Genomic DNA, 22,118 nt, shown 5'->3' on the forward strand with positions numbered 1-22,118 from the left:
TATGGAACAGCTTAAGCTCGTCTTTTCGTTACCAGAATTCGAGGGACCGCTGGATTTGCTCCTCTTTCTGGTGAGAAAACACAGATTGGACATCCGCTCCATTCCAATCACAGTTATTGCTGACGAATTTATGGTCCACGTCGATAGGATGAAAAAGCTCGATATGGAGGTTACCAGTGACTTTATCGTCATGGCTTCGACGCTTATGCAAATGAAGTCCAAAGCCCTCCTGCCCAGGCTAAGCCCTCAGGAAGCCGAGGAACTCAGAAAACAACAGACCCAGCTCTATCGCCAGATAGAGGAATATAAAACTCTGAAAGAACTATCAACGAGGTTCAGAGAAAAACTGTACGAATCGTATTCTTACGAACGGGTAAAGGTCGAGGCTTCGGAAGAGGATGTGGAAGTGGAGTCTCTTCCTGAGAGGCTTGTCCAGAGCTTTAAGAGTATATTGAAAGAAACGATCGAAAAGGAAAAGGTCTATACAGTAACCGCGGAACTCTACAGTGTGGAAGAGTGCATGGAAGAAATCGAAAGGGAGTATCCAGAAATAAAACTCCTGGAACTGCTGAAAAACTGTGAGAGTAGAATAGAAGCAATTGTCACTTTCCTTGCTGTACTCGAACTTATAAAACTTGGAAAGTATGAGATCGTAACACTGGAGCCAGATCCCCTCATACGAAGAGTTGTGGTGAACATTGAAACTATCGCGGGTCAGTTTGTCAAAAAACAGAAAACGGAGAGGGTGAAGTAATGAGCGCCGAACTTACGAAAAAGGCCGCGGTCGAAGCGCTTATCTTCGCTTCAAAACAGGGGATAGAACCAAAAAAAATCGCTAAAATCCTCGAAATGAAACTCAATCAGGTAATGATACTGATCGAGGAACTTCAGGACGAATACAACAGGCCCGGACACGGCGTTAATTTGAAAGCTGTTAATGGCAAGTTGCGCTTCTATACAAAAAAAGAGGTTCAGAAATACGTTTCTCAACTGAGTAAAAGGCCGATAGTCAGCATCACAGACTCGCAGATGGAAGTGCTTGCCGTGGTGGCAATCCGTGGTCCGATAACAAGGGCTGATGTAGAACTCATAAGAGGGAGGTCATCCCAATCCCAATTGCTTGAACTCACACGGATGAAACTCATAAGAAAGTCAAAATCCAAACTCCCCGGTCGTCCTTACCTGTACCGAGTAACGAACAGATTCTATGATACCTTCCAGATAAACGATCTCACGGAAATCGTTCAAGGGCTCGAATTGCCTTCAGGGGAGGTTGAGGGAGCTGAAGGAAAAACTTCAGAGGTTCCTCCAGAGGAACACGAACCTGTCCCGAAGGAAAGCGGGTGAAGTTATCAAAGCCGGTCGTGTCAAAGTTGATGACCGGATTGTTACAGACCCCTGGTTGGAGATCGATCACTTCTCGAAGGTCTTTCTTGATGGCAAAAAAGTGGTGCCTCAAAAAATTGAAAAGGTCGTATACGCCTTGAACAAGCCTGTGGGCGTACTCACCGCGATGAAAGATGATAGGGGACGCCCAACGATAACCGACCTGATAACTGGCAAGATAAAAGAAAAGGTCTTCCACGTGGGCAGACTTGACAAAGACACCGAAGGCCTCCTGCTGTTGACCAACGATGGAGAGTTCGCCAATGAGATAGCCCATCCTTCTTCGGAAATTAAGAAAACTTACGTGGCAGTGATAGCGGGAAAGCTCTCTATAAAAGACATCAAACGCCTTGAAGAGGGAATCATCCTGCAGGATGGCTTTAAGACTTCTGGTGCTGAAGTCAGGGTTTTAAACGAAATGGGGAGAAAAACCGTAGTGGAACTGAAAATCCACGAAGGACATAAGCGCGAAGTCAGGGAAATGTTCAGGGCCATTCACAAAAAGGTACTTGCCCTGAAAAGAACGGCAATAGGTGGATTAAAACTCGACGTTGTTCCAAAACCAGGAATGATTAAAAAGCTTGGTAAAAGAGAACTCTCTCTAATAAAAAATGGGGACCGCTGAGGTCCCCGAGTGCTATCTATCCAAGGGGGGATAGGGGGGTCGCACTCTTTATATATTATGAGCATGAACTATTACACTATGATTTTGTGTAAATAAATTTTATGAACAAAGATATAGCAATGCTGTTTACATGCCTTATAAATTTGCTCTGGCAGTAAATTTTCTGGAAACATAATTTCCGAGATTACACCGTTTGCCGTTGTCCGTCTTCCGTCATCCGTTAAGAACCTTCTTGGAAAGAACGGGTTTAGGGTATGGGGTCTGGGGTATAGAGATATTCGAGACCCGAGATCCGTTTGACGTTGGCCGACAAGAGCAAAAGAGCGATGTTAGATGTTGGAGACTGGAACCCACAACCTACCACCTACAACGGTTTCTTACATCTGTCGCAGGCACGCCCCACTGATGAAATCAGTCGCACTCAGCAGGTTGTCGGTTGTGGGTTGTAGGTTGTATGAGAAAAAACCGAGAGAGCGAGAAGGCGAGAGTCAGAGAGAACAAGCGATATGCTGACTCTGTCAGGATATGCACACTTCGTGTGGACAAGCGCTCCTACGTCGCGGACCTGCGGCTCTTTGAGCCGGTTTATGACAAAGCTCTTTCCGCCGAAGGCGCATAGCCGTTCCGCAGGAACGCATATCCACTTCGAAGAAGTGCTAATCCCTGGTGTAGCTGAGCTTACCCACGCGCCAGCGTACTTACTATCGTTGTCGGTTGTGGGTTGTAGGTTGTTCGTTTCTTTTTTTTAAAACTTTATTCTTCAGTCCCGTTCTCTCGGCTCTCGGACTTTTGTTTTTCTCCATACCCTAGACCCTAAACCCCAGACCCGCTCTTTCGTTTTATTCACCTACAACCAACAACCTACCACCTACAACGGTTTCTCTCGGTTCTCGGATCTCACTTCTTAAGACTCATGGCAAGCAGTTTACCGTGGCCAGAGGCGTATGTAATAGACCTTGTATGACCAGAACAATCACCAATGAATTTCAGGTTACTGTATCTATTGTTATTGATTTTGTTCGAATAAAACTTCACTTCTATGGCATACATGAGGTTGTCGGGATAAGCCACGCCGGGAATAACCCTGCTGAGTTTTTCTATAAACTCCGTTATGGAAACTGTTATCCTGCGCGGGAGCACAAGGTTTATGTCGCCGAGGATATAGCCATCCTCAGGGAGTGTTGGTTTTACACGCCCCAGTCTCTTTGTACGCTTCGTATTGAGAAAGTCATCGTATGTCTGGAGTATTACCTTCCTGCCACCGGCGAGGATATTGCTTAGACGGCTGATGTATGCTCCATACCCGAAGGGGTCGTTGAAAGGTTCCGTGAACCTCGTTGTACAGAGAATCGCAAAGTTAGTGTTTTCAGAACTTCCTGCAGAGTTCGAGTGCCCGTTGACAGTAACGAAGTCGTCGTAGTTTTCCAGAACCACTTTTCCAGAAGGGTTATTGCAGAAGGTCCTTACTGTGTAACCCGTTTTAGTGATCAGCCTCACCTTGAATTCGTACATCTCGTTGTTTATAGCTTCTACGGCATGGTCTGGCAGTTCGTACCTGACACCTATGTCCACAGTGTTATTTGCGGCGATGAGCTCCGGGTGCCTTTCAGTAATCTTTTTGACCAACGTGTGCCCACTTCTACCAACGGCCACCACGAGATAATCGTACTCTTCTTCAAAGTCATTTCCCCGAGCTATTACTTTATCTCCAATGAGTTCTATATCTTCCACTTTTTTATTGAAATGAAAGTGGATATTAGGTCTTGTGGAAAAATCTTCATACACCTTCCTGAGAATTGAACCAAGCTTGTCTGTACCTATGTGCCAGAACTTTGAGTTAACAGGCTCAAAGCCTTCAGAGTAAAAGTCTTCGAAGTAGATGGATTTGCTGTCAAAAGATATTCCTGTCTTGACACTTTTTCTGTCTTCTGGGTCCAGCTTGCTTATATAGAAGTTTACAACTTCTTGCTGAATGTGGAGCGGGATGTTCATATCACCACCCATGGTGCTGGACACGAAGATCTTTCCATCGGATCGGATACCGCTGATGCTTGAACTGTAAACATCTTTTGAGCGTTCAAGAATATGGATTTCATGCTCCTGATCCTTGAGTTCCTCAATGAACCCGATTGCCGCAGCTCCAAAGCCTATCACACCTATTTTCATTCTTTCGGCGCTCCGAAATACCTGCGCCTCCACCTCCTTGCCGAAATTTCCCTATTTCTGTACAACCAAAAAACGACACCAATATATAGTATGCTTGCATTATTTCCTGAATGCGAAGGTAAGTTGACATATTTAGAAAAATCGGGGTATTGTACCCTTCATGTAGGTAATCAGGAAAGATTTGATTCTGGTCGATATGCTATACTTACATTGAATGGTGTGCAAAATATTGCTGAAACCCTGCGGCACTGGTGTGCTGAGGCAGGGTTATATTTTTTGGGAGGATGAAAAATGATAGAGAGATATGCTCTTTCCCCCATAAAAGAAATATGGGAAGAAGAAGAAAAGTACAAACGCTGGTTGGAAGTAGAGCTCGCTGTAATAGAAGCTTTCGAAAAGCTGGGTGAAGCTCCAGCAGGCACAGCTGATACCATAAGGAGAAAAGCCGTTATAGATGTTGGAAGAATACAGGTGATCGAGGCAGAGGTAGATCATGATGTTATAGCCTTCATCAAGGCTGTAACAGAAAGACTGGGAGATGAAGGAAGGTATTTCCACAAAGGTCTCACTTCTTCCGATGTAGTAGATACAGCCCTTTCTCTGGCATTGAAGAGAGCAGGTGAGCTGATAGCACAGGAACTACGCAGATTGATAGAAGACCTTAGAGAAAAGGCTTTGAAACACAGAAACACCGTGATAATGGGCAGAACTCACGGAGTACACGCCGAACCCACATCTTTCGGGCTCAAGATGCTCTCGTTTCTTGCTGAGGCTGAACGGAACCTCGATAGACTGGAAAATTGCATTGAAAATCTGTCTGTGGGCAAGATCAGCGGCGCTGTAGGTAACTACGCTAATGTATCACCCGAGGTGGAAATGTTCGCACTTGAAAGGCTGGGGCTCAGACCAGCAAAAGTCTCCACGCAGGTCATTCCTCGAGATCTCCACGCTGATTTCCTGAATGCGCTGGCACTCATTGGTTCAGGAATAGAACGAATAGCCGTAGAAATAAGACACCTCCAGAAAACGGAGGTCCTCGAGGTGCAGGAGCCTTTCAGGGAAAAGCAGAGAGGGTCATCAGCAATGCCACACAAGAAGAACCCAATACTCGCCGAAAGACTCAGCGGTATGGCGCGAATGCTGAGGAGCTATGTGATCGTGGGTTATGAAAACATCGTTCTCTGGCATGAACGGGATATATCACATTCTTCCACGGAACGACTTATTCTCCCGGACGCCACGATGCTCACTTTTTACATGCTCAGAAAGGCAACGTATCTTGTAGAGAATCTCGTGGTATATCCTGAACGAATGTTACAAAATTTCGTCCATTCAAGGAACCTCGTCTTCTCCCAGAGGGTAATGTTGACTCTTGTGGAGAAAGGGTTGAGTCGTGAGGACGCTTACAAAATCGTCCAGGCTCTGGCGGAGAAGACCTGGCGAGAGGGTGTCGATTTCAAAAAAGTCGTTTCCAATAACCCCGAAATAAAAAAACTGTTAAGCGAAGCCGAACTCGATAGACTTTTCGATGCTTCATATTATTTAAGGAATATAGATGAAATTTTCAAGAGGTTCGACCTCTGAGATAGGAGGGCAATTATGAAGAGCATAGCCGTGATTGGGGCCCAATGGGGTGACGAAGGCAAGGGAAAAATCGTGAATTACTTCGCCAGAGACTATCACTGGGTCGTGCGCTTTTCAGGTGGCGCAAATGCCGGTCACACGATATATGTGAATAACAAAAAGTACGTGAACCACCTGTTACCGTCCATCGATCCGCGCACAGAGTCTCTAGGATTTCTCGGAGCAGGAATGGTTATTGACCTTGAACAACTCATCCGTGAAATTGAAACATTGGAATACGACTTTCCGGGTATCGGCAGTAGATTTTATATAGATCCTGAAGCATTCGCTGTGCTTCCGTGGCACAAAGAACAGGATAGACTGCTCGAAAGTATGAGAAAAAAGCCAATAGGTACGACAGGAAAGGGGATAGGGCCAGCCTGCACCGACAAGGTCTCCCGCGAGGGGATAAAACTGTACTTGCTGGAAGATGAGCCTGCTTTGAAGGAAAGGCTTGAAAACATGTATACCCTAAAGAAAGAACTATTTGGAGGCAGGTTGGGTATGAACCCGGAAGAGATGTTTGGTTATCTATTGAGCCTTCGAGATAAATTGATTGAAATTGGTGTGAATTTTACCAGCTCAATAGATCTTTCAAAGAGCTTCAGGGAAGGCTCCGTACTCTTTGAAGGGGCGCAGGGTGTAATGCTGGACCTCGATTTTGGCACCTATCCCTTCGTGACCTCCTCGAGCTGTACCGTCCACGGTGTGACATCGGTAGGCTTCTCAGCTTCTGAGCTTGACGCCGTTTTTGGTGTCATAAAGGCTTACACTACAAGGGTCGGAAGCGGGGTGTTTCCCACAGAAGAGGACAGCTCTATAGCAGACACAATCCGTGAGCGCGGCGTGGAGTTCGGAGCGACCACCGGTCGACCGAGGAGGATTGGCTGGCTGGACTTGCCCGCAATAAAGTATGCCATCGCTAGATCCGCCTTTACTCACCTGATCATAACCAAGGGAGACGTGCTTAGCGGTCTGGATGAGGTGAAGGTATGCGTCGCGTACGAAATCGATGGAAAAGAAAAGGCCGTTCCTTCCACATCTCACGAACTGTTCAAAGCCAGACCAGTCTATCGTACACTGAAGGGTTGGAGTTCCATAAGCGACAGAGCTTTTGCTGAATACATTCAACTTATAGAAAGTGAAACGGGCCTGCAGGTAAGCCATATCTCGTACGGCCCGGGAACGGACGAGATCCTGAAAAGATCAGAACTCTTCGATAGATAAAGGATGCCTGGAAAGGCATCCTTTTTATATTTATATCTGCCCGAACAGAATGGAAGCGTTGTGCCCGCCGAAGCCAAAAGAGTTGCTCAGTGCGTAGCGGACTTTTTTACTCACAGCGGTATTAGGGGTGTAATTGAGATCACACTCCGGGTCGGGTTCCACTAGATTTATTGTGGGAGGAATTATAGCCTTTTGAATGGCAAGAATAGTCGCCACGGCTTCGATGGCGCCAGCGGCACCGAGAGCGTGTCCATGCATAGATTTTGTAGAACTGATATTGAGTTCCATCCTCTTGCCGAATAGGGTCTTTATAGCTCTCGTTTCCATGATGTCATTCATCGGGGTAGATGTGCCATGGGCGTTAATGTAATCAATGTCATCAGGTGAAACCTTCGCTTCATCGAGGGCGAGCTTCATTGCCATCATTGCCCCTTTTCCTTCAGGATCAGGTGCGGTTATGTGGGAGGCATCGTCTGTGGCTCCGTACCCAAGTATTTCCGCGTATATTTTAGCTCCGCGCTTCTTCGCGTGTTCGTATTCCTCAAGAACCAGTGTTGCGGAACCTTCAGCCATTACAAAGCCATCTCGGTTTTTGTCAAATGGCCGGGAGGCAACATCTGGTGACTGTCTTGAAAGCGCGTTCAAAGAGTCAAAACCTGCTATGGACAACGGCGTTATCGTCGCTTCGGAACCTCCAGCAAGGGCGATATCGAGCTGTCCGTATTTGATAGCTCTGAATGCCTCACCCAGCGCGTTAGTGCTCGAAGCGCAGGCGGAGACCACTGTAATACAGCTTCCCTTCAATCCATAGCGGATGGAAAGAGTACCTGCTGCCATATTCGCTATGGTCATGGGAATCAGAAAGGGGCTCACCCGTTCTGGCCCTCTTTCGAGCAGAGTTTTGTTTTGTTGCTCGATTACCTCCATCCCGCCAATGCCGACGCCGTAGATAACGCCAGCTTTCCAGAGATCCTCACTATCGAAGTCAATACCGCTATCTGCGACCGCTTCTGCCGCGCTGGCAATAGCAAGCTGGACGAAGCGCGACGTGCGCCGCGCTTCCTTCCTGTCCATATATTGCGTAGGATCAAAGCCTTTCACTTCACCAGCGACCTTCGCTCTATACCTTTCAGTATCAAAGGCTTTAATCCAATCTATACCGGAAATCCCTTTTTCAAGTGAATTCCAGAAGTCTTTAACGCTATTTCCTATCGGGCTCACAACTCCAAGACCTGTTACCACGACTCTGCGCATTTTATCCCTCCGAAGTCAGTTTTTTTATAAACTCAATTGCGTCTCTCACGGTTTTCAACTGTGCCGCAACTTCATCCTCAATCTTGACGTTAAACTCGTCTTCGAGCTTCATTATGAGATCGACGAGGTCGAGGGAATCAGCACCGAGGTCTTCAGTGAAATTGGAATCGAGACTCACCTCTGAAGGGTCAAGTCCAAGCTGTTCTGCAATTATTGAGATAACTTTCTCTTCCATGTTACTCACTCCTTTTTTTATTTTATATGCTCAATCCACCGTCAATGGTGAATACCTGACCAGTAATATACGAGGCGGCGTCACTGAGAAGGAACACCGCGAGTTTTGCAACTTCTTCTGGCTTTCCAAATCGTCCCATCGGAATGTTCTCAAGGAGCCATTCTCTCCACTCCGGGCGAAGTGTGCTTGTCATGTCTGTTTCTATCATTCCCGGGGCTATGACATTGGAGGTTAGCCCCCTTTTCGCCACTTCACGTGCCAGAGATTTGGCAAAACCTATGATACCGGCCTTTGAAGCGGCGTAATTCGATTGTCCCGCATTTCCACGCATTCCAGAAACGGACGAGATAAACAGTATCCTGCCCTTTCTCTTCTTCAACATATTTCTCAAAAAAGCCTGTGTGACGAGAAAGCTCCCCGTAAGGTTGGTCTCTATCACCTCCTTCCAATCTCGGGTACTCATACGTAGTAGAATAGCGTCTCTTGCTATCCCTGCATTATTTACAAGGGCTGTTGGTACACCGAAATCAGACAGTACCCATTGGGCGAAGTCCTTTACAGAATTTTCATCGGTGACATCGCACATCGCCGTGTGCACTTCCAATCCTTCCAGCTCTTTCTGAAGAGCCTTCGCGGCTTCTCTATTTTTCCTGTATGTGAATACAACACTATAACCCGCTCTAGCTAACTCCTTTACAATGGCTCTGCCTATGCCCCTTGAGCCTCCGGTAACCACCGCCAGTTCGCTCATCCAATCACTCCTTTATACTGTGACATTGGTAAAGTTGAGCCTACCGTCTGTATAGTCGGTTACCACACGCCTTTCAATTCTCTTGTTCAGACCCGTGAGAACTTTGCCAGGCCCCACCTCGAGGAAGTAGCTCGTACCCATAGCGATCATCCTTTTGATAGATGCTTCCCACAGGACAGGACTGGATGCTTGTCTGGCGATCAGTTCCCTGATTTCGACAGTGTCATCTGGATATGGTTCAGCTGTGACATTAGAGATTACAGGTATCTTTGGAGGCTTTATTTCTATCTCGCGGAGCGCTTCCTTTAATTTTTCACCGGCGCTCACCATGAATTTTGTATGGAAAGGTGCGCTTACCTTTAATTCCACGGCACGTCTGGCACCCATCGCTTTTGCTCTTTCAAGCACAAGAAGAACTTCATCTTTCAAACCGGAGATGGTTACTTGCCCTGGAGCATTGTAATTCGCTACGATGACGTTCCCTTCCGGGGAGACCTCTTTACAGATGTATTCGATCTGTGTTGCATCCAAACCCATAATGGCCGCCATGGTTCCGACACCTGGAGCGATTGCTTCCTGCATTGCTTTTCCCCTAAGTCTTACCAACTTCAACGCATCATGGAAAGATATCACTCTCGCTACGACAAGGGCACTGAACTCTCCAAGGCTGAAACCTGCCACGACGTCCGGATGTTGACCGCTTATTCTCAATAGTTCCGCAGTAGCAACACTGTGGAGCAGAATGGCGGGTTGGGCATTTTCTGTTAACGTCAATTCTTCCTCTGGACCCTCAAGCATGAGACTGATCAAATCAACTCCAAGCGCCTCGCAAGCTCTGTCCATAAACCCGCGTGTAATATGATGATCATATAAATCTTTTCCCATACCAACGTACTGTGCACCCTGTCCGGGAAATATCCACGCTTTCATTTTTCAACCCCCATTTCCGCAAAATTCTGAAAAATCTTTTCAACACCTTCAAAAATTTCCTGTATGATCTCTTTCACCGGCTTAATCTCCTTAATCATTCCGGCTACCTGTCCGGCCATAACAGATCCTGTCTTCGTATCGCCTTCTCTAACCGCGCGTCTCAGACCACCCACCGCGAGTCTTTCGATTTCTTCGAATGTTGCTCCTGAGACTTCCAGTTCCAATAGTTTTTTTGTGAGAGAATTCCTGAGGGACCTCACCGGGTGCCCCGTGCTTTCACCGGTAACCACGGCGTCAAGAGAGCTAGCAGAGAGCACCCTCTTTTTGAAATTCTCATGCGCTGTGCTCTCAAGGGAACAGGCGAAGAGTGTACCTATTTGAATACCCTCGGCACCCAGGCAAAAAGCTGCTGCCGCTGTCCTCGCATCAGCAATACCACCAGCTGCAATTACAGGGATGGAAACAGCATCTACGACCTGTGGCACAAGGACCATCGTAGTCAGCTTACCTATATGACCCCCGGCCTCCATACCTTCGGCGATCACTGCGTCTGCGCCGAGCCTTTCCACTCTCTTCGCAAGACCAGGAGAGGCAACTACGGGAATGACCTTTATACCCGCTTCCTTTAACCTGTCCATGTATTTTCCAGGATTTCCCGCTCCCGTGGTTACAACGGGGATACGTTCGCTGCACACTATTTCTACCTGCTCCTCTATATAAGGCGAAAGGAGCATCAGGTTTACCCCGAAGGGCTTGTCTGTCATTGCTTTCGCCTTGTCTATTTCAGCCTTAAGCTCAGAGGGAGTGAGGTTTCCGGCCGCTATAATACCAAGTCCACCGGCACGGGAAACAGCCGAAGCGAGCTCGGCGGTGGCTACCCAGGCCATTCCACCCTGGAAAATAGGATATTTTATTCCGAGTAACCTTGAAATACGCTTTCCAGGATACAACTTTTGTCCTCCTTTCTGTTACGCCAATCAATTAATATAGAGCTCCAGCTCAAACCCGCTCCATAGCCTGAAAGCAATACTCTGTTCCCCTCTTTCAACTTGCCTTCTTTTGCGGCTTTGTCTATAGCTATTGGAATCGATGCAGAAGCGGTGTTCCCGTATGAGCTTATATAGGAAATTATTTTTTCTTCCGGGATTTTCAACTCACGGTTGACAGACGCGATAATTCTGGCGTTTGACTGATGTGGAATGAAATAGTCCAGTTCATCAATAGTGATGTTTGCAGCCGCAAGGACTTTTAAGATGGATTTACCCAGTGTCCTGACAGCAAAACGAAAAACTTCCCTGCCATTCATTCGGATAACATTCCCGGTCATGTTATCTATGGTAAGATCTTCCGCTTTCTTAACGTCTGTCCCAAAATCCGATGCTAAGATGAACTCATCGGAAGAATCTCTCTCAACGAATAAAGCTCCTGCTCCATCACCAAAGAGTATAGCAGTATCTCTGTCAGTAAAATCGATATGTTTACTCAAAAGTTCCGTTGCAATCATGAGAACATTATCGAGTTTTAAATTTTGCATCACAGAAATTGCGGAAATCAGGGTATGTAGAAACCCTGTACAGCCAGAAACAACGTCGTATGCGAGAAATGGATTCAGTCCCAATTCTTTTGAAACCATGGAAGCGATGGAAGGGAATCCATTCTCGATTGTTGACGAATGAACTATAACGATTTGAGGCTTCTTTTTAGAATCTTTTAATGCCTCTTCCGCAGCTCTCAATGCAAGTTCTAGAGGAGTTTCATCTGTCGCAAAACGTCTTTCCTTTATGCCCGTACGTTTTTCAATCCAGCCTCTTTCGAGATTCAATTTATCTTCCAATTCACTGTTTTCTACGATGTTATCTGGTAAATATGAGCCCGTACCGATTATCCTCAGAACGATCCCTCCTTTCAGAGAATCCAATTAAACTTTAGCAACTTTGTGCCATGTGGTTTTCATTCATATTCGTTCAAAAACTGCACGCTTTTACACACAAGCGTACGAATTTTACACATTGATGCCAGCAATAACTATGGTATCGTTTTTCATAGGCAAATCTGGAGGTGATAGTGTGAAGGACATAGAATATGTAAAAAAAATCATTCCACACCGTGCGCCGTTTCTCCTTGTAGATGGTGTTATTGAAGAGGAAGAGAATAATATAAAGGCATTCAGGGATATACATCCAGAAGACCCTGTATTTCAGGGACATTTTCCAGGTTATCCAATTTATCCAGGAGTCCTCATAATCGAAGGCCTTGCGCAGACGGCTGGCGTGCTGCTTATGAAAGGAAAAGAAGGTGTACCATTATTTCTCGGCATTGAAAAGGCGAGGTTCAAGGGCGAGGTAAAACCTGGCGATAGGCTGTATTATGAGGTCAGAGTCATACAGGAACGCCGTGGCATCATATTCGCTGAAGGTATTGCAAGAGTGAACGATAAAAAAGTCTGCACCGCAACACTGATGCTGGGAATGAAGGAGAATTAAATATCCTAAAGTTCCCTTTTGGATAACAATGCTGATAAAAAGAAAATTCAGGACATACAGGGAAGTGGCTGAAAGCTTCTGCTGTGTGATTTTGAAAGGAGTGTGAAAATATCAAATTAAATATCGGTGGATTAATGCCCAGGATTCCTCTCATACAGGGCGGAATGGCTGTTGGAATATCTCTAGACAAACTCGCTTCAGCAGTTGCGAACGAAGGAGGAATAGGAGTTATAGGCACAGCAGGCATTGGAATGATAGCAGGGGGAAACAGGAGAAATTTTGAACAAGCAAGCATCGAAGGTTTGAAGAGGATTATCAGAAGAGCCAGAGAGAAAACCAGCGGCATTTTGGGTGTAAACATCATGGTTGCTTTAACCAACTATGAGGATATGGTTGTCACGGCTATTAAAGAGAAGATAGATGTCATAATCTCTGGAGCTGGTTTACCACTGGATTTACCCTCGTTTTTGAGCAAGGGTTCAAAGACCAAATTGATTCCGATAGTGTCTTCGCTGAGAGCTGCCCAACTTATTTTCAAAAGATGGCTCAAAAGGCATAATTACATACCGGACGCTTTCGTAGTCGAAGGGCCAAAGGCGGGGGGACATCTGGGGTACAGTCTGGAACAACTCACTGATCCAGATTTTTCACTCGAAAGTACTATTCCTCAAGTGCGTGATTTTACCGAGAAAATCAAAAGAGAATACGGTAAGGAAGTCCCTGTTATTGCTGCAGGAGGAATTTGTAGCTCTGACGATGTAAAAAGGGTATTCTCACTGGGAGCCACCGGAATACAGGTGGGAACTCCTTTTATTGCGACAGAAGAATGTGATGCTGATATCAAATTCAAAGAGATGATCGTTAATGCAAAAAAAGAGGATATAGTGATCATCAAAAGCCCGGTTGGCTTGCCTGGCAGAGCAGTACGGAATAAATTCATTGAAGACGTTGAGAGTGGGAAAAAGAAACCTTTCAAATGTCCGTTCCATTGTATAAAGACATGTAACTTCAGAGAAGCTCCTTACTGTATCGCGGAAGCGCTTTTGAACGCTTCGAAGGGAAATTTTGAGAACGGTTTCGCTTTTATTGGAGCGGAAGGATATAAGATCAACAAGATCTCAACCGTAAAAGAAGTAATCGAGAACCTTTTTAAGGGTATTCAATAATCTGATGCGGTGAAAAAGCAAGTATTTGTAGCAAATGGCTTGTAGAATATGGCATATAACGATTGGTGCGTAGCACATGAAAAGTGAATAGTCTTCGAGAAGCATATCCGTCATTTGTAATGTTGGGTTTGTGAAAACCTGTACTCCCTACGGATTTGCGCAATAGTCTTTCCGGAACTATTGCCATCTTTTATTCTTGCTTTTCTCTGTTCAATTCTTTAGGGGAGTAGTACGGGACATGTCATCTCGAAGTAACCATCGAAGCCAAAAATCTTGCTCCATGGACGGGGGATTTTATGGTGTTTAACGGTATAAAATCCCATTCGTTCATATAGTTGTTTCGCTCTTTCGTTTTTGTCTATAACGTACAACCTGATCCTTTTTAGCCGCTCTTTTTTCGCGAAGGCGATCGTATGGGCCAGCAGTTTCGTTCCGACTCCCTGGCCCCTCGCCTCTTTCGAAACAGCAAGTACATCGAGAAGCAAATCTCCCTTTAACCTTGTCGCTACCAGAGGTAATCCGACAACAGCAACTCTAAAAAGGGACAGACCGAACTCCCTGATAGCATCAAAAAGATTTAGCTTCAACCAGTTAATATTGTCGTATTTCAAACCTGCTACACCGACGATCTCGCTCTCTTTTCGGACAACAAGGATATGAGAAGCGTCGAGATATTTAGAAAAAACTTTGAGGCTCTTTTCCTTTGAGCCGAAAACAGGATTGAGCTTTTTTGAAAAAGCCTCGTATAGTATTATTGAAACTTTTTCTCGTTCCTCGCTGGAGATTCCGAAAGATATATTCAGGTCCTCCATATTTTTTCCCCTTGAGCGAATTGCTTCAGCATTTCAGCTAGTTCTAAAGCCGGGAAAGGTTCTCCATGTGATGGATATATTATCTTTGCACCGGCGTCTAACATTTTTTCCCAGCTTTTGAAGACGCCGTCGTAATCATATGCAATCATGGGCCTTTTCTTTAATCCCAGAAATCCGAGAAAGTTCATGGCGATATCCCCGACTATCGCGGAGCCATCGTCGAGGAGCACGGATATTGAACCTTTTGTGTGCCCGGGCGTATGAAGGATCTTCCCCTCTATGCCAAAATCCCTCAAAATTTCACTTTCGTTTTCCATCACTATGTCGCATTCGCGGAGCTTCACAGGCTTGAATCTTGAAACCAGGCTAAAAGCCATTGCGATCTTAACCCGGAAATTCAGGGGCTTAAAATCTTTATCTATTTTCCCCGCCTCTAAAAAGGGGACCTCCTTTTTGTGAATTATCAGACGCGCTTCTGTTCGCTTCAGCACATCTGCAAGAGCGGCAACGTGATCAGCGTGATGGTGGGTTATGAGAATCACGTTTATGTCTTTCCAGTTGATTTTCTCATTTTGAAGCACCTTTTCGAAATCAGTGTATCTATACCCCGTATCGACAAGCAGATAACCGTCTTTCCCCTTTAGCAGATATAGATTTATTATTCCGGACTTTATCCTGAAGATACTGACCACCCCCATTTTTCCATTCTACTTGTTGTTCTTTTCTTGTCCAAACTTTTTAGAGGGTAAATTAAAGAACGAAATTTGATGTTGGAGATTGGAGATTAACTTCGAGAATCCGAGAAAGCGAGAGTCCGAGAGAACAAGCGATATGCTGACTCTGTCAGGATATGCACACTTCGTGTGGACAAGCGCTCCTACGTCGCGGACCTGCGGCTCTTTGAGCCGGTTTATGACAAAGCTCTTTCCGCCGAAGGCGCATAGCCGTTCCGTAGGAACGCATATCCACTTCGAAGAAGTGCTAATCCCTGGTGTAGCCGGGCTTACCCATGCGCCAGCGTACTTACTATCGTTGTCGGTTGTGGGTTGTAGGTTGTTCGTTTCTTTTTCTAAACCTTACCTTAGACTCTAAACCCAATTTTCTATAGTCTCGACTCTCGAGTCTCGGTTCACGGTTGTCACGTACAACCCACAATCAACAACAGTTTTTCTCGGCTTTCGGACCTTCGTTTTTCTCCATACCCTAGACCCTAAACTCCAAACCCGCTCTTTCGTTTTCTTCACCTACAACCAACAACCTACCACCTACAACAGTTTTTCAGATCTCGGTTCTCGATTCTCTGAAAAAATACTAAAAAACCAGGAAATTCATGGCATATTCTATGATTTCGACTATAAACACGAAACATTCCTCCTGTATCATTAAGTAATTAAAATCTGGGGGTATCGATATGAAAAAGGGGAATGGAATAATCGCGGCGACAAAAATACTGAAAAGTGTTAACCCCGGTCTTGCGAAGGTTTTTGTCCCCTGGTTGCTGAAGAACCCATCATATTTGAAGGAATCTTTCAAGCTGGTGAAAGCCTTCAAAAAAGCAGAGTTCCTGAGAAAAGAAAATCTTAAAAAGGGTATACTGGTTCCACCAGTTCTGATACTCAGTATAACTTCAACCTGCAATTTCAGATGTTCTGGTTGTTTTGCAACCGAAGTAGGAACTTTGGGAGATGTATCTGGTTCTTTGAATAAGGCCGACTGGGAATCCATAATCGAACAGGCCCGCGAACTTGGGGTATTCTGTTTTCTTATAGCTGGTGGAGAACCCTTCATGTTTCCAGAACTTCTTTCGCTGAACGAGAAATATTCTGACAGTTTCTTCGTTATTTTCAGCAACGGCAGTCTCATAAATGATGACAAACTATCAACCTTGAAACACTCAAAAAACACCGCCGTGATAATAAGTATAGAAGGTGGCAAAGAGCTCACAGATAGGCGCAGAGGAAAAGGCAGCTTTGACAGAGCGCTTCTCAGCCTTAACAACCTCTCGAAACAGGGAATATTAAACGGAATTTCTGTGACAATCACAAGAGAAAACTACAAATACTGGATGGGGGAAGAAAACATAGATTGGTTTATACAGAACGGAGTGCGCACCGCCTTCCTTACGGAATACATCCCTGTAGAGACCTCAGAAGATGCACCTCTGTATAAACAGCCGCTCCTAAATTCTGAAAGAAAAGCTTTCAGAGAAAAAGTCCTGTACTATAAGAAAAGCAAAAACATCTTTATCATACATTCCCCCGGAGATGAAGAAGCTTTCGGAGGTTGTGTGTCTGCCGGAAAAGGCTTTGCACACGTAACACCCTATGGTGACCTCACTCCATGCCCCGTGTCTGACATTGCCATGCACAATCTGAAAAGAGACAGTCTTGCAGAAGGACTTGCCAGCACTCTCTTCAAAGAGATAAGGGACAGCGAAGGAATACTGGAGAATACAGAAGGCCCCTGCGCTCTCTTCTCGCATCAAGAAGAATTGGAAGCACTCAGAAAGAAGCTCGGGGCATACAAAACGGGGAAAACGTTATTATAAAGATGTTTCGCATCGAACTCTAACATGTACACACGAGGACAAATTCTAAAAGAGTCTATGCATCTATCATGAAAACATGTAAGGTGAAACCTACTCTTCAAAGTGCTTACCCATATCATTGAAGACCTTACTGGCAAGTTTAATAGCACTATCCAGATCCCTTGGGCTTAGCATTACAGGTTCCAGTACAAAAACTATCTTCAGACTCAAATAACACCAATGCGAGAAATATTTTGACTATTTTGCGCCAGGTATAACCAGTGACAATAAGACTGTAGAGAATTGTTTTTTTGGAAATTAGTAGTGGTATAATACAGTATACCAACAAGTATTTAGCACTGTTATGCTGTTCCATGGTTCTCAATATTTATAAGGAGATGATTTGGATGGAACCAAAGATAGTGACTAAACCTGCGTTCAAAGCTGTTGGAATGAGGTACTACGGAAAGAATGAAAAGGGAGAAATACCGAAACTCTGGGGCGAATTTATGAACAAAGTTTCTGCCCAAGGTATTGATGAACACTCTTTGAAGGAATGTTATGGGCTAATGGGGATAATGGATAATGAAGGTAATTTCGAGTATATAGCATGTATACCTGCCGAAAAGTTTGACGGAATTCCTGAAAACATGGTGAAGAGAGAAATTTCGCAGTCAAGATATCTTGTATTCAATCATGTTGGAAGCCTTGAAGCACTGCATGACACATTTGATTACATATACAACAAATATCTTCCTAAGTGTGAATATGAAGTGAGACCTAACACATATCATTTTGAGTTCTATGATGAACGCTTCAACGATTTTAAGGAAGATAGTGAAATAGATATATACATCCCAATTAAATAGTTCAGATCCCTCTATTCGTATATTCATATTTGCATGCAGTTTACTCGCTAATAGTAAACAGCACCGGCATCACAACGGTGCTGTTTTCTTTGCTTTAGCCATCTCATCTTTTGTTCTTCAAAACCAAACAATTATGAAATTGAATAACGAGTGAAGCAAAAGAAATTCCTAAACGTCCTGTATTCCTTCTACTCTCTGCAAAGAAATGTAATTCTCCATAAGCTTACGAACATCCTCAGCAATAAAGGCCATCCCAGACTGGGGTTTTCAAAAATGTTCTTGAGTTCACCTTCAGTCATAATATTTATTTCTACAAGGATCATATCCACTAGAAAATGTCTTGATTTAGCCTCCTCTTAGTGTCTGTTCCTCTCGCTGTTGAACCATGATACAACAGCAGATGAGCCTCTCACTCGGTTCTGTTTTCAGTTCCTTTACGAGCTTAAGAGCCAATTCATATCGCTTTTATGTGTCATAGAATACTTCTATCCTTAAAATGATACACTATTAAAAAGTTCTCAAGTAAGGGGAAGAAAAATGGAGTTCGAAAAGCTATTTCCAAGACTGAAAAATTACGAAAGAGAGAAAGTAGATCACGGTTTATCCGGGGATACAGTTTACAAACTAAAAAGGAACGGAAATGTATTCTATCTAAAAATCTCAAGCCCAGATAGAAAAGATTTACTTGAAAGGGAAATTAGAAATATCGAATGGCTTGGCAATTATCTTCCTGTTCCAAAAGTACTTGATGTGGGTACAGCAGAAAGTAACATGTACGTTCTTATGAGTGAAATTCCGGGTATTCCGCTCCATCTTTCTGATGAAAAGCCACAAAAGCTTATATCAATCATGGCTGATGGATTGAAACTATTTCATTCTGTGGATATTCCTAACTGTCCTCTCAACCAAAGGCTTGAGGTAAAGCTTGCAGCTGCATTTGATAACATAAAAAAGGGACGTGTTAACACAGACTTTTTTGAGGAACGTAATCGCAATAGACTACCTGAGCAAATATATGAAGAGCTACTCAAACAAAAACCAGATGAAGATCTTGTCCTCTGTCACGGAGATTATTGTCTGCCGAATATCCTCGTGTATAAAGGAAAACTGTCAGGATTCATCGACCTGGGATTGAGCGGTGTATCTGACAGGTATCAGGATCTCGCAATAGGAGCAAGGAGCATCGCATACAACATCGGTGAAAAATATATCCAGCAGTTTCTTGAAGAGTATGGTTTAGAAAATCCAGATGAGCGTAAAATGCGATATTACAGAGATCTGGATGAGTTGTTTTAGCAAATTAACTAATTAACCATTAGACCAAAAAACTCGCATTTGTTTGCTATCAGTTCAAAGAGCGGTAGCAATTACATCTACAAATTTGAAAGTGGTAGGAGTCACGGGCAGCTTGTCAGGTCGAATACCCATAATCTCTGAAACGGGGGTGGGTTCTACCCTTGCGCTAATCTCATTTTCGAAACTGACTTCCCAACCCGTTTTCTCAAGGGCTTTCTTGAAGTATTTGCCAACATGCAAGGTCTTATCACTAACATAAGCCAGGTTCGGATCTCCTTCTTCCATAAAAATACACACGGCGATGAGTTTTTTAGATACTCTCCTGAGCTCCTTAAAGGTCTGCATGCCGTTTTGCATGTTCTGAAAACCCACAGCGGTAGTTATAACATCGATAGACTTGTCCTTAAAGGGCAGTTTTGCGGCATCTGCGACAACCTGTACCACCCTATTGTCCCAGCCCTTATAACTTAAGTATTGCCTGAGTCCAAAGCTGCTCGTTGGGCTTATATCAACGGAGATAATGTCCCTTGAAGATACCGTAAGAAGGTCGTTGAGAAAACCACCCATACCAGAAGCCAGGTCTACAATGCTCCCGCTCTCTTTCTGAAGAAGCTCGATGGCATAGTCCGTAACGCTCTTCATAGCACTATTGTATTCAGGCGTGTAAATAGCGGGTTGTGCCTTTTTCATAATCCTTTCAAACTGAGGGAAATCTCCTTTATACCAGAGCATAATAGCCTTTATCAGGAGGTCAGAGGGTGATAGCTTGGCCTCGTCAGTTTCAAGAAAGCGCTTCTCCCATTCTTCCTGGCCATTCATAAAACCATTCCCCAACGTTGCCCACTGATCTTCGCCGGAGATAAGGAAATCATAAACCCCCACCCTTTTTCTATAACTTCTGCCACACACAGTACAATTGAATTCATTTTGAGCGATGAAAAGCTCTCCGTGGCATTCTGGACACTGAAGAATACTGTTGAGATCCATACTTGTTACCTCCTGTGTGATTTATGAATTGCTTTCTTCTTTTCATCTCTATATTCATATTATAATAATCTCTTGAGAACCTTTAGAAAAAAGGTGTCTGTCCCTATTTTTTGAAGACGACTCAAAAGAATGGAGGCAACAGCTGCCTTTGCAAGCGGTTCTTCCACAGCAGCGAACGCATTCAGCAACAATACTTTTAGTATGTTTCAAAATCCCAAATTATTGCTTAATATGATAAACGAAAACCAGGGACTATGTCCCTGGTTTTTTATGACGAGCAACTATATTTGCTATAATGCCTTATGAAAAACTGAACGGGTAAAAAGAAAGGTTCATTCTTGCTGCCCTCTGTGGTTAAGTCAAATTAAAAATCTACCGAGCATTTAAATGCAATTATCTGCCCTGCATATAAAGAGCTGAATAAAGTCCTGCTGTAAGCTGTATCTGGACAAGTTTTCTTATTGGTATAACATTGAAGTTCATTTGTTGCTCAAGTTTTTCTATCCTTTCATCTATTAGTGTCTTAACTTTTTCTGCAGTTTTTGCAAGTATTGGATCTTTGTTCACTTCATAATTGACCATTATCATTCGGTAAAGCATTCCCCATTTGAACAAACCATAAGACTTGTTAACAAGTTCATTGTCAAATTTCTCTGATATAGTTGCATTCCTGTTTAGCTCTTCTGCCGTTTTTGCCCATTTCACTGCTGCATCGAATGATTTTTCGGAGACTTCTATAAAGTACTCTAATGCATCCTGGAATTTTGTATGAACAGAAATTTTTGGTTTCACTTGTTCTAATATTCCCTTCAAAGTTTGCATATCCTCATGATTTGAATTCAAGGATGCCAAAACAAGTTCTCGCCTGGAACGATCTGTTTCTTTTGTGTCCTGTACTCTCTCGTCATAGTAGTAAGGCACTTCACATACAAGTTCAAATAGTTTAGGGTTAAACTTTCTCGCATAACCAAAACTGCATTCCCCACTCATAATTATATTGGCAGGATCTACATTAGAGTATTTTTCGTAATAATCATATGAATCTTCTGTTGTAGGCATTATGAAAACTGCTTCATCAAGTTTTTTAGCATATGCAATCTCAGGTTCTCCAAGTGACAAAGGCACGTTTCTATCTTTAGCAGCTTTCTCATAGATTGGGTATAAGATATGAGCTTCCTCAGTGATGTAGTAGTAAACCCCTCCAAAACCTGCATTATGGAGACTATATATAAAATCAGGTTTGGCTTCTTCTATAATTTTCATCAGAGCCCTAGTTTCTGGGATTGGCTTATCAAACTTGAGTGACTTGTACTCTATTGGAAATGCCCATTCTACTTGTTCATTTCCTGCGGGACGATAATAATTGTAAACATATTCTCTAAATGAATAAGGGTTCTTGAACCATCCCTCATTAAGTTTGGCTCCCTCTACATCTGCCACCTTCACAATATACCAAGTAAAGTCAAAGATATTCCTGAATTCTTCATCCTCCGCTAATTTCCATGATAAATAATCAAGCATGACACTTCCTACCGGTTCATTTGGATGCGGGAATCCGTAAAGAAGTGCTTTTTTATTACCTGACCCTATCTTCAAAGCGTAGATAGGTTCACCATCTTTTGAAGTGCCAATCTCCAACAGCTCTACTAAACCTGGATACTTATCTCGCAGTTGTTTCGATGACTCGTTCAGTTCTGCAACACTCATAAACTGATTGTAATCTGGAACTCCCTCAATAATTTTCTTGATAATATTCATGCAAACGCCTCCCTTGCCAAATA

At 43.9% G+C, this 22,118-nt stretch carries 21 protein-coding genes; 10 read left to right on the forward strand and 11 right to left on the reverse strand.

Annotation, left to right across the window (positions count from 1 at the left end; genetic code table 11):
- Position 1 precedes the first annotated feature (1 nt).
- The 3 genes from IX53_RS08195 to IX53_RS08205 are packed head-to-tail and all read left to right on the forward strand — an operon-like array spanning position 2 to position 2,011.
- Positions 2 to 754 carry a segregation and condensation protein A gene (locus IX53_RS08195; RefSeq protein ID WP_047754929.1) on the forward strand — a complete coding sequence of 251 codons (753 nt, stop codon included), beginning with the start codon at positions 2 to 4 and terminating at the stop codon, positions 752 to 754.
- Positions 754 to 1,347 (forward strand): SMC-Scp complex subunit ScpB, encoded by a 594-nt coding sequence (scpB, locus tag IX53_RS08200; protein ID WP_047754930.1) that lies wholly within the window; start codon positions 754 to 756, stop codon positions 1,345 to 1,347. Before IX53_RS08195 ends, scpB begins: the two co-directional genes overlap by 1 nt.
- Complete coding sequence (locus IX53_RS08205; protein ID WP_082128532.1) at positions 1,274 to 2,011, forward strand: pseudouridine synthase; 738 nt, start codon at positions 1,274 to 1,276, stop codon at positions 2,009 to 2,011. Before scpB ends, IX53_RS08205 begins: the two co-directional genes overlap by 74 nt.
- An 897-nt stretch (positions 2,012 to 2,908) precedes the next feature.
- Here the strand turns inward: IX53_RS08205 and IX53_RS08215 are convergent.
- Entirely contained in the window at positions 2,909 to 4,177 is a 1,269-nt protein-coding gene (locus IX53_RS08215; RefSeq protein ID WP_047754932.1) for an NAD(P)/FAD-dependent oxidoreductase, read from the reverse strand.
- Between the two features lie 291 nt (positions 4,178 to 4,468).
- Between IX53_RS08215 and purB the strand changes: the two genes are divergently transcribed.
- Together purB and IX53_RS08225 are read left to right on the forward strand one after the other, a co-directional pair.
- Entirely contained in the window at positions 4,469 to 5,761 is a 1,293-nt protein-coding gene (gene purB / locus IX53_RS08220; protein ID WP_047754933.1) for an adenylosuccinate lyase, read from the forward strand.
- 15 nt (positions 5,762 to 5,776) lie between these two features.
- The gene (locus IX53_RS08225; RefSeq protein WP_047754934.1) at positions 5,777 to 7,027 is read left to right on the forward strand and encodes an adenylosuccinate synthase; all 1,251 of its coding nucleotides are present in this window, start codon (positions 5,777 to 5,779) and stop codon (positions 7,025 to 7,027) included.
- A 30-nt stretch (positions 7,028 to 7,057) separates the two neighbouring features.
- On the opposite strand, the gene fabF is transcribed toward IX53_RS08225, so the two are convergent.
- Genes fabF through IX53_RS08255 form a run of 6 tightly spaced genes read right to left on the reverse strand, consistent with a single transcriptional unit; the run spans position 7,058 to position 12,115 of the window.
- The gene (gene fabF / locus IX53_RS08230) at positions 7,058 to 8,281 is read right to left on the reverse strand and encodes a beta-ketoacyl-ACP synthase II (protein WP_047754935.1); all 1,224 of its coding nucleotides are present in this window, start codon (positions 8,279 to 8,281) and stop codon (positions 7,058 to 7,060) included.
- Between the two features lies 1 nt (position 8,282).
- A complete protein-coding gene (gene acpP / locus IX53_RS08235; protein ID WP_047754936.1) occupies positions 8,283 to 8,516 on the reverse strand; it encodes an acyl carrier protein in 234 nt (77 codons plus the stop codon).
- A 22-nt stretch (positions 8,517 to 8,538) separates the two neighbouring features.
- Positions 8,539 to 9,267 carry a 3-oxoacyl-[acyl-carrier-protein] reductase gene (gene fabG, locus IX53_RS08240; protein WP_047754937.1) on the reverse strand — a complete coding sequence of 243 codons (729 nt, stop codon included), beginning with the start codon at positions 9,265 to 9,267 and terminating at the stop codon, positions 8,539 to 8,541.
- A 12-nt stretch (positions 9,268 to 9,279) separates the two neighbouring features.
- A complete protein-coding gene (gene fabD / locus IX53_RS08245; protein WP_047754938.1) occupies positions 9,280 to 10,197 on the reverse strand; it encodes an ACP S-malonyltransferase in 918 nt (305 codons plus the stop codon).
- Complete coding sequence (locus IX53_RS08250) at positions 10,194 to 11,084, reverse strand: DUF561 domain-containing protein (protein ID WP_350494750.1); 891 nt, start codon at positions 11,082 to 11,084, stop codon at positions 10,194 to 10,196. The genes fabD and IX53_RS08250 overlap by 4 nt, the downstream gene beginning before the upstream one ends.
- A gap of 23 nt (positions 11,085 to 11,107) precedes the next feature.
- Positions 11,108 to 12,115 (reverse strand): ketoacyl-ACP synthase III, encoded by a 1,008-nt coding sequence (locus tag IX53_RS08255; protein WP_053001266.1) that lies wholly within the window; start codon positions 12,113 to 12,115, stop codon positions 11,108 to 11,110.
- A gap of 148 nt (positions 12,116 to 12,263) precedes the next feature.
- Between IX53_RS08255 and fabZ the strand changes: the two genes are divergently transcribed.
- Complete coding sequence (fabZ, locus tag IX53_RS08260; RefSeq protein ID WP_218916062.1) at positions 12,264 to 12,680, forward strand: 3-hydroxyacyl-ACP dehydratase FabZ; 417 nt, start codon at positions 12,264 to 12,266, stop codon at positions 12,678 to 12,680.
- A 134-nt stretch (positions 12,681 to 12,814) separates the two neighbouring features.
- Entirely contained in the window at positions 12,815 to 13,846 is a 1,032-nt protein-coding gene (locus IX53_RS08265) for an NAD(P)H-dependent flavin oxidoreductase (protein ID WP_082128533.1), read from the forward strand.
- 218 nt (positions 13,847 to 14,064) lie between these two features.
- Here IX53_RS08265 and IX53_RS10655 read toward each other — a convergent pair whose 3' ends face one another.
- Both IX53_RS10655 and IX53_RS10660 read right to left on the reverse strand, forming a co-directional pair.
- Positions 14,065 to 14,658 carry a GNAT family N-acetyltransferase gene (locus IX53_RS10655; protein WP_053001267.1) on the reverse strand — a complete coding sequence of 198 codons (594 nt, stop codon included), beginning with the start codon at positions 14,656 to 14,658 and terminating at the stop codon, positions 14,065 to 14,067.
- Positions 14,646 to 15,356 carry an MBL fold metallo-hydrolase gene (locus IX53_RS10660; RefSeq protein ID WP_082128534.1) on the reverse strand — a complete coding sequence of 237 codons (711 nt, stop codon included), beginning with the start codon at positions 15,354 to 15,356 and terminating at the stop codon, positions 14,646 to 14,648. Before IX53_RS10660 ends, IX53_RS10655 begins: the two co-directional genes overlap by 13 nt.
- Positions 15,357 to 16,069: 713 nt before the next feature.
- Here IX53_RS10660 and IX53_RS08280 point away from each other — a divergent pair.
- The 3 genes from IX53_RS08280 (at position 16,070) to IX53_RS08290 (ending at position 19,350) form a co-directional block, all read left to right on the forward strand.
- Positions 16,070 to 17,206: a radical SAM protein gene (locus IX53_RS08280; RefSeq protein WP_047754940.1), complete on the forward strand. Its 1,137-nt coding sequence runs from the start codon at positions 16,070 to 16,072 to the stop codon at positions 17,204 to 17,206.
- A gap of 386 nt (positions 17,207 to 17,592) precedes the next feature.
- Positions 17,593 to 18,054 (forward strand): GyrI-like domain-containing protein, encoded by a 462-nt coding sequence (locus tag IX53_RS08285; RefSeq protein ID WP_047754941.1) that lies wholly within the window; start codon positions 17,593 to 17,595, stop codon positions 18,052 to 18,054.
- Positions 18,055 to 18,591: 537 nt separating this feature from the next.
- Positions 18,592 to 19,350, forward strand: a complete 759-nt coding sequence (locus tag IX53_RS08290) for an APH(3') family aminoglycoside O-phosphotransferase (protein WP_053001269.1) — start codon at positions 18,592 to 18,594, stop codon at positions 19,348 to 19,350.
- Between the two features lie 54 nt (positions 19,351 to 19,404).
- On the opposite strand, the gene IX53_RS08295 is transcribed toward IX53_RS08290, so the two are convergent.
- Positions 19,405 to 20,337: a methyltransferase domain-containing protein gene (locus IX53_RS08295; RefSeq protein WP_047754942.1), complete on the reverse strand. Its 933-nt coding sequence runs from the start codon at positions 20,335 to 20,337 to the stop codon at positions 19,405 to 19,407.
- A 393-nt stretch (positions 20,338 to 20,730) separates the two neighbouring features.
- Positions 20,731 to 22,095 carry a M14 family zinc carboxypeptidase gene (locus IX53_RS08300; protein WP_047754943.1) on the reverse strand — a complete coding sequence of 455 codons (1,365 nt, stop codon included), beginning with the start codon at positions 22,093 to 22,095 and terminating at the stop codon, positions 20,731 to 20,733.
- Between the last annotated feature and the right edge of the window lie 23 nt (positions 22,096 to 22,118).

Source organism: Kosmotoga pacifica, assembly GCF_001027025.1.
Classification (GTDB): domain Bacteria; phylum Thermotogota; class Thermotogae; order Petrotogales; family Kosmotogaceae; genus Kosmotoga_B; species Kosmotoga_B pacifica.

Coding starts and splice junctions, on each gene's coding strand:
- IX53_RS08280 (WP_047754940.1), top strand. CDS start 16,070: ATGAAAAAGGGGAATGGAATAATCGCGGCGACAAAAATACTGAAAAGT.
- purB (WP_047754933.1), top strand. CDS start 4,469: ATGATAGAGAGATATGCTCTTTCCCCCATAAAAGAAATATGGGAAGAA.
- IX53_RS08195 (WP_047754929.1), top strand. CDS start 2: ATGGAACAGCTTAAGCTCGTCTTTTCGTTACCAGAATTCGAGGGACCG.
- fabD (WP_047754938.1), bottom strand. CDS start 10,197: ATGAAAGCGTGGATATTTCCCGGACAGGGTGCACAGTACGTTGGTATG.
- acpP (WP_047754936.1), bottom strand. CDS start 8,516: ATGGAAGAGAAAGTTATCTCAATAATTGCAGAACAGCTTGGACTTGAC.
- IX53_RS08300 (WP_047754943.1), bottom strand. CDS start 22,095: ATGAATATTATCAAGAAAATTATTGAGGGAGTTCCAGATTACAATCAG.
- IX53_RS08290 (WP_053001269.1), top strand. CDS start 18,592: ATGGAGTTCGAAAAGCTATTTCCAAGACTGAAAAATTACGAAAGAGAG.
- fabG (WP_047754937.1), bottom strand. CDS start 9,267: ATGAGCGAACTGGCGGTGGTTACCGGAGGCTCAAGGGGCATAGGCAGA.
- IX53_RS08215 (WP_047754932.1), bottom strand. CDS start 4,177: ATGAAAATAGGTGTGATAGGCTTTGGAGCTGCGGCAATCGGGTTCATT.
- IX53_RS08285 (WP_047754941.1), top strand. CDS start 17,593: ATGGAACCAAAGATAGTGACTAAACCTGCGTTCAAAGCTGTTGGAATG.
- IX53_RS08265 (WP_082128533.1), top strand. CDS start 12,815: ATGCCCAGGATTCCTCTCATACAGGGCGGAATGGCTGTTGGAATATCT.
- IX53_RS08250 (WP_350494750.1), bottom strand. CDS start 11,084: ATGGCCTGGGTAGCCACCGCCGAGCTCGCTTCGGCTGTTTCCCGTGCC.
- scpB (WP_047754930.1), top strand. CDS start 754: ATGAGCGCCGAACTTACGAAAAAGGCCGCGGTCGAAGCGCTTATCTTC.
- fabF (WP_047754935.1), bottom strand. CDS start 8,281: ATGCGCAGAGTCGTGGTAACAGGTCTTGGAGTTGTGAGCCCGATAGGA.
- IX53_RS10655 (WP_053001267.1), bottom strand. CDS start 14,658: ATGGAGGACCTGAATATATCTTTCGGAATCTCCAGCGAGGAACGAGAA.
- IX53_RS10660 (WP_082128534.1), bottom strand. CDS start 15,356: ATGGGGGTGGTCAGTATCTTCAGGATAAAGTCCGGAATAATAAATCTA.
- IX53_RS08295 (WP_047754942.1), bottom strand. CDS start 20,337: ATGGATCTCAACAGTATTCTTCAGTGTCCAGAATGCCACGGAGAGCTT.
- IX53_RS08225 (WP_047754934.1), top strand. CDS start 5,777: ATGAAGAGCATAGCCGTGATTGGGGCCCAATGGGGTGACGAAGGCAAG.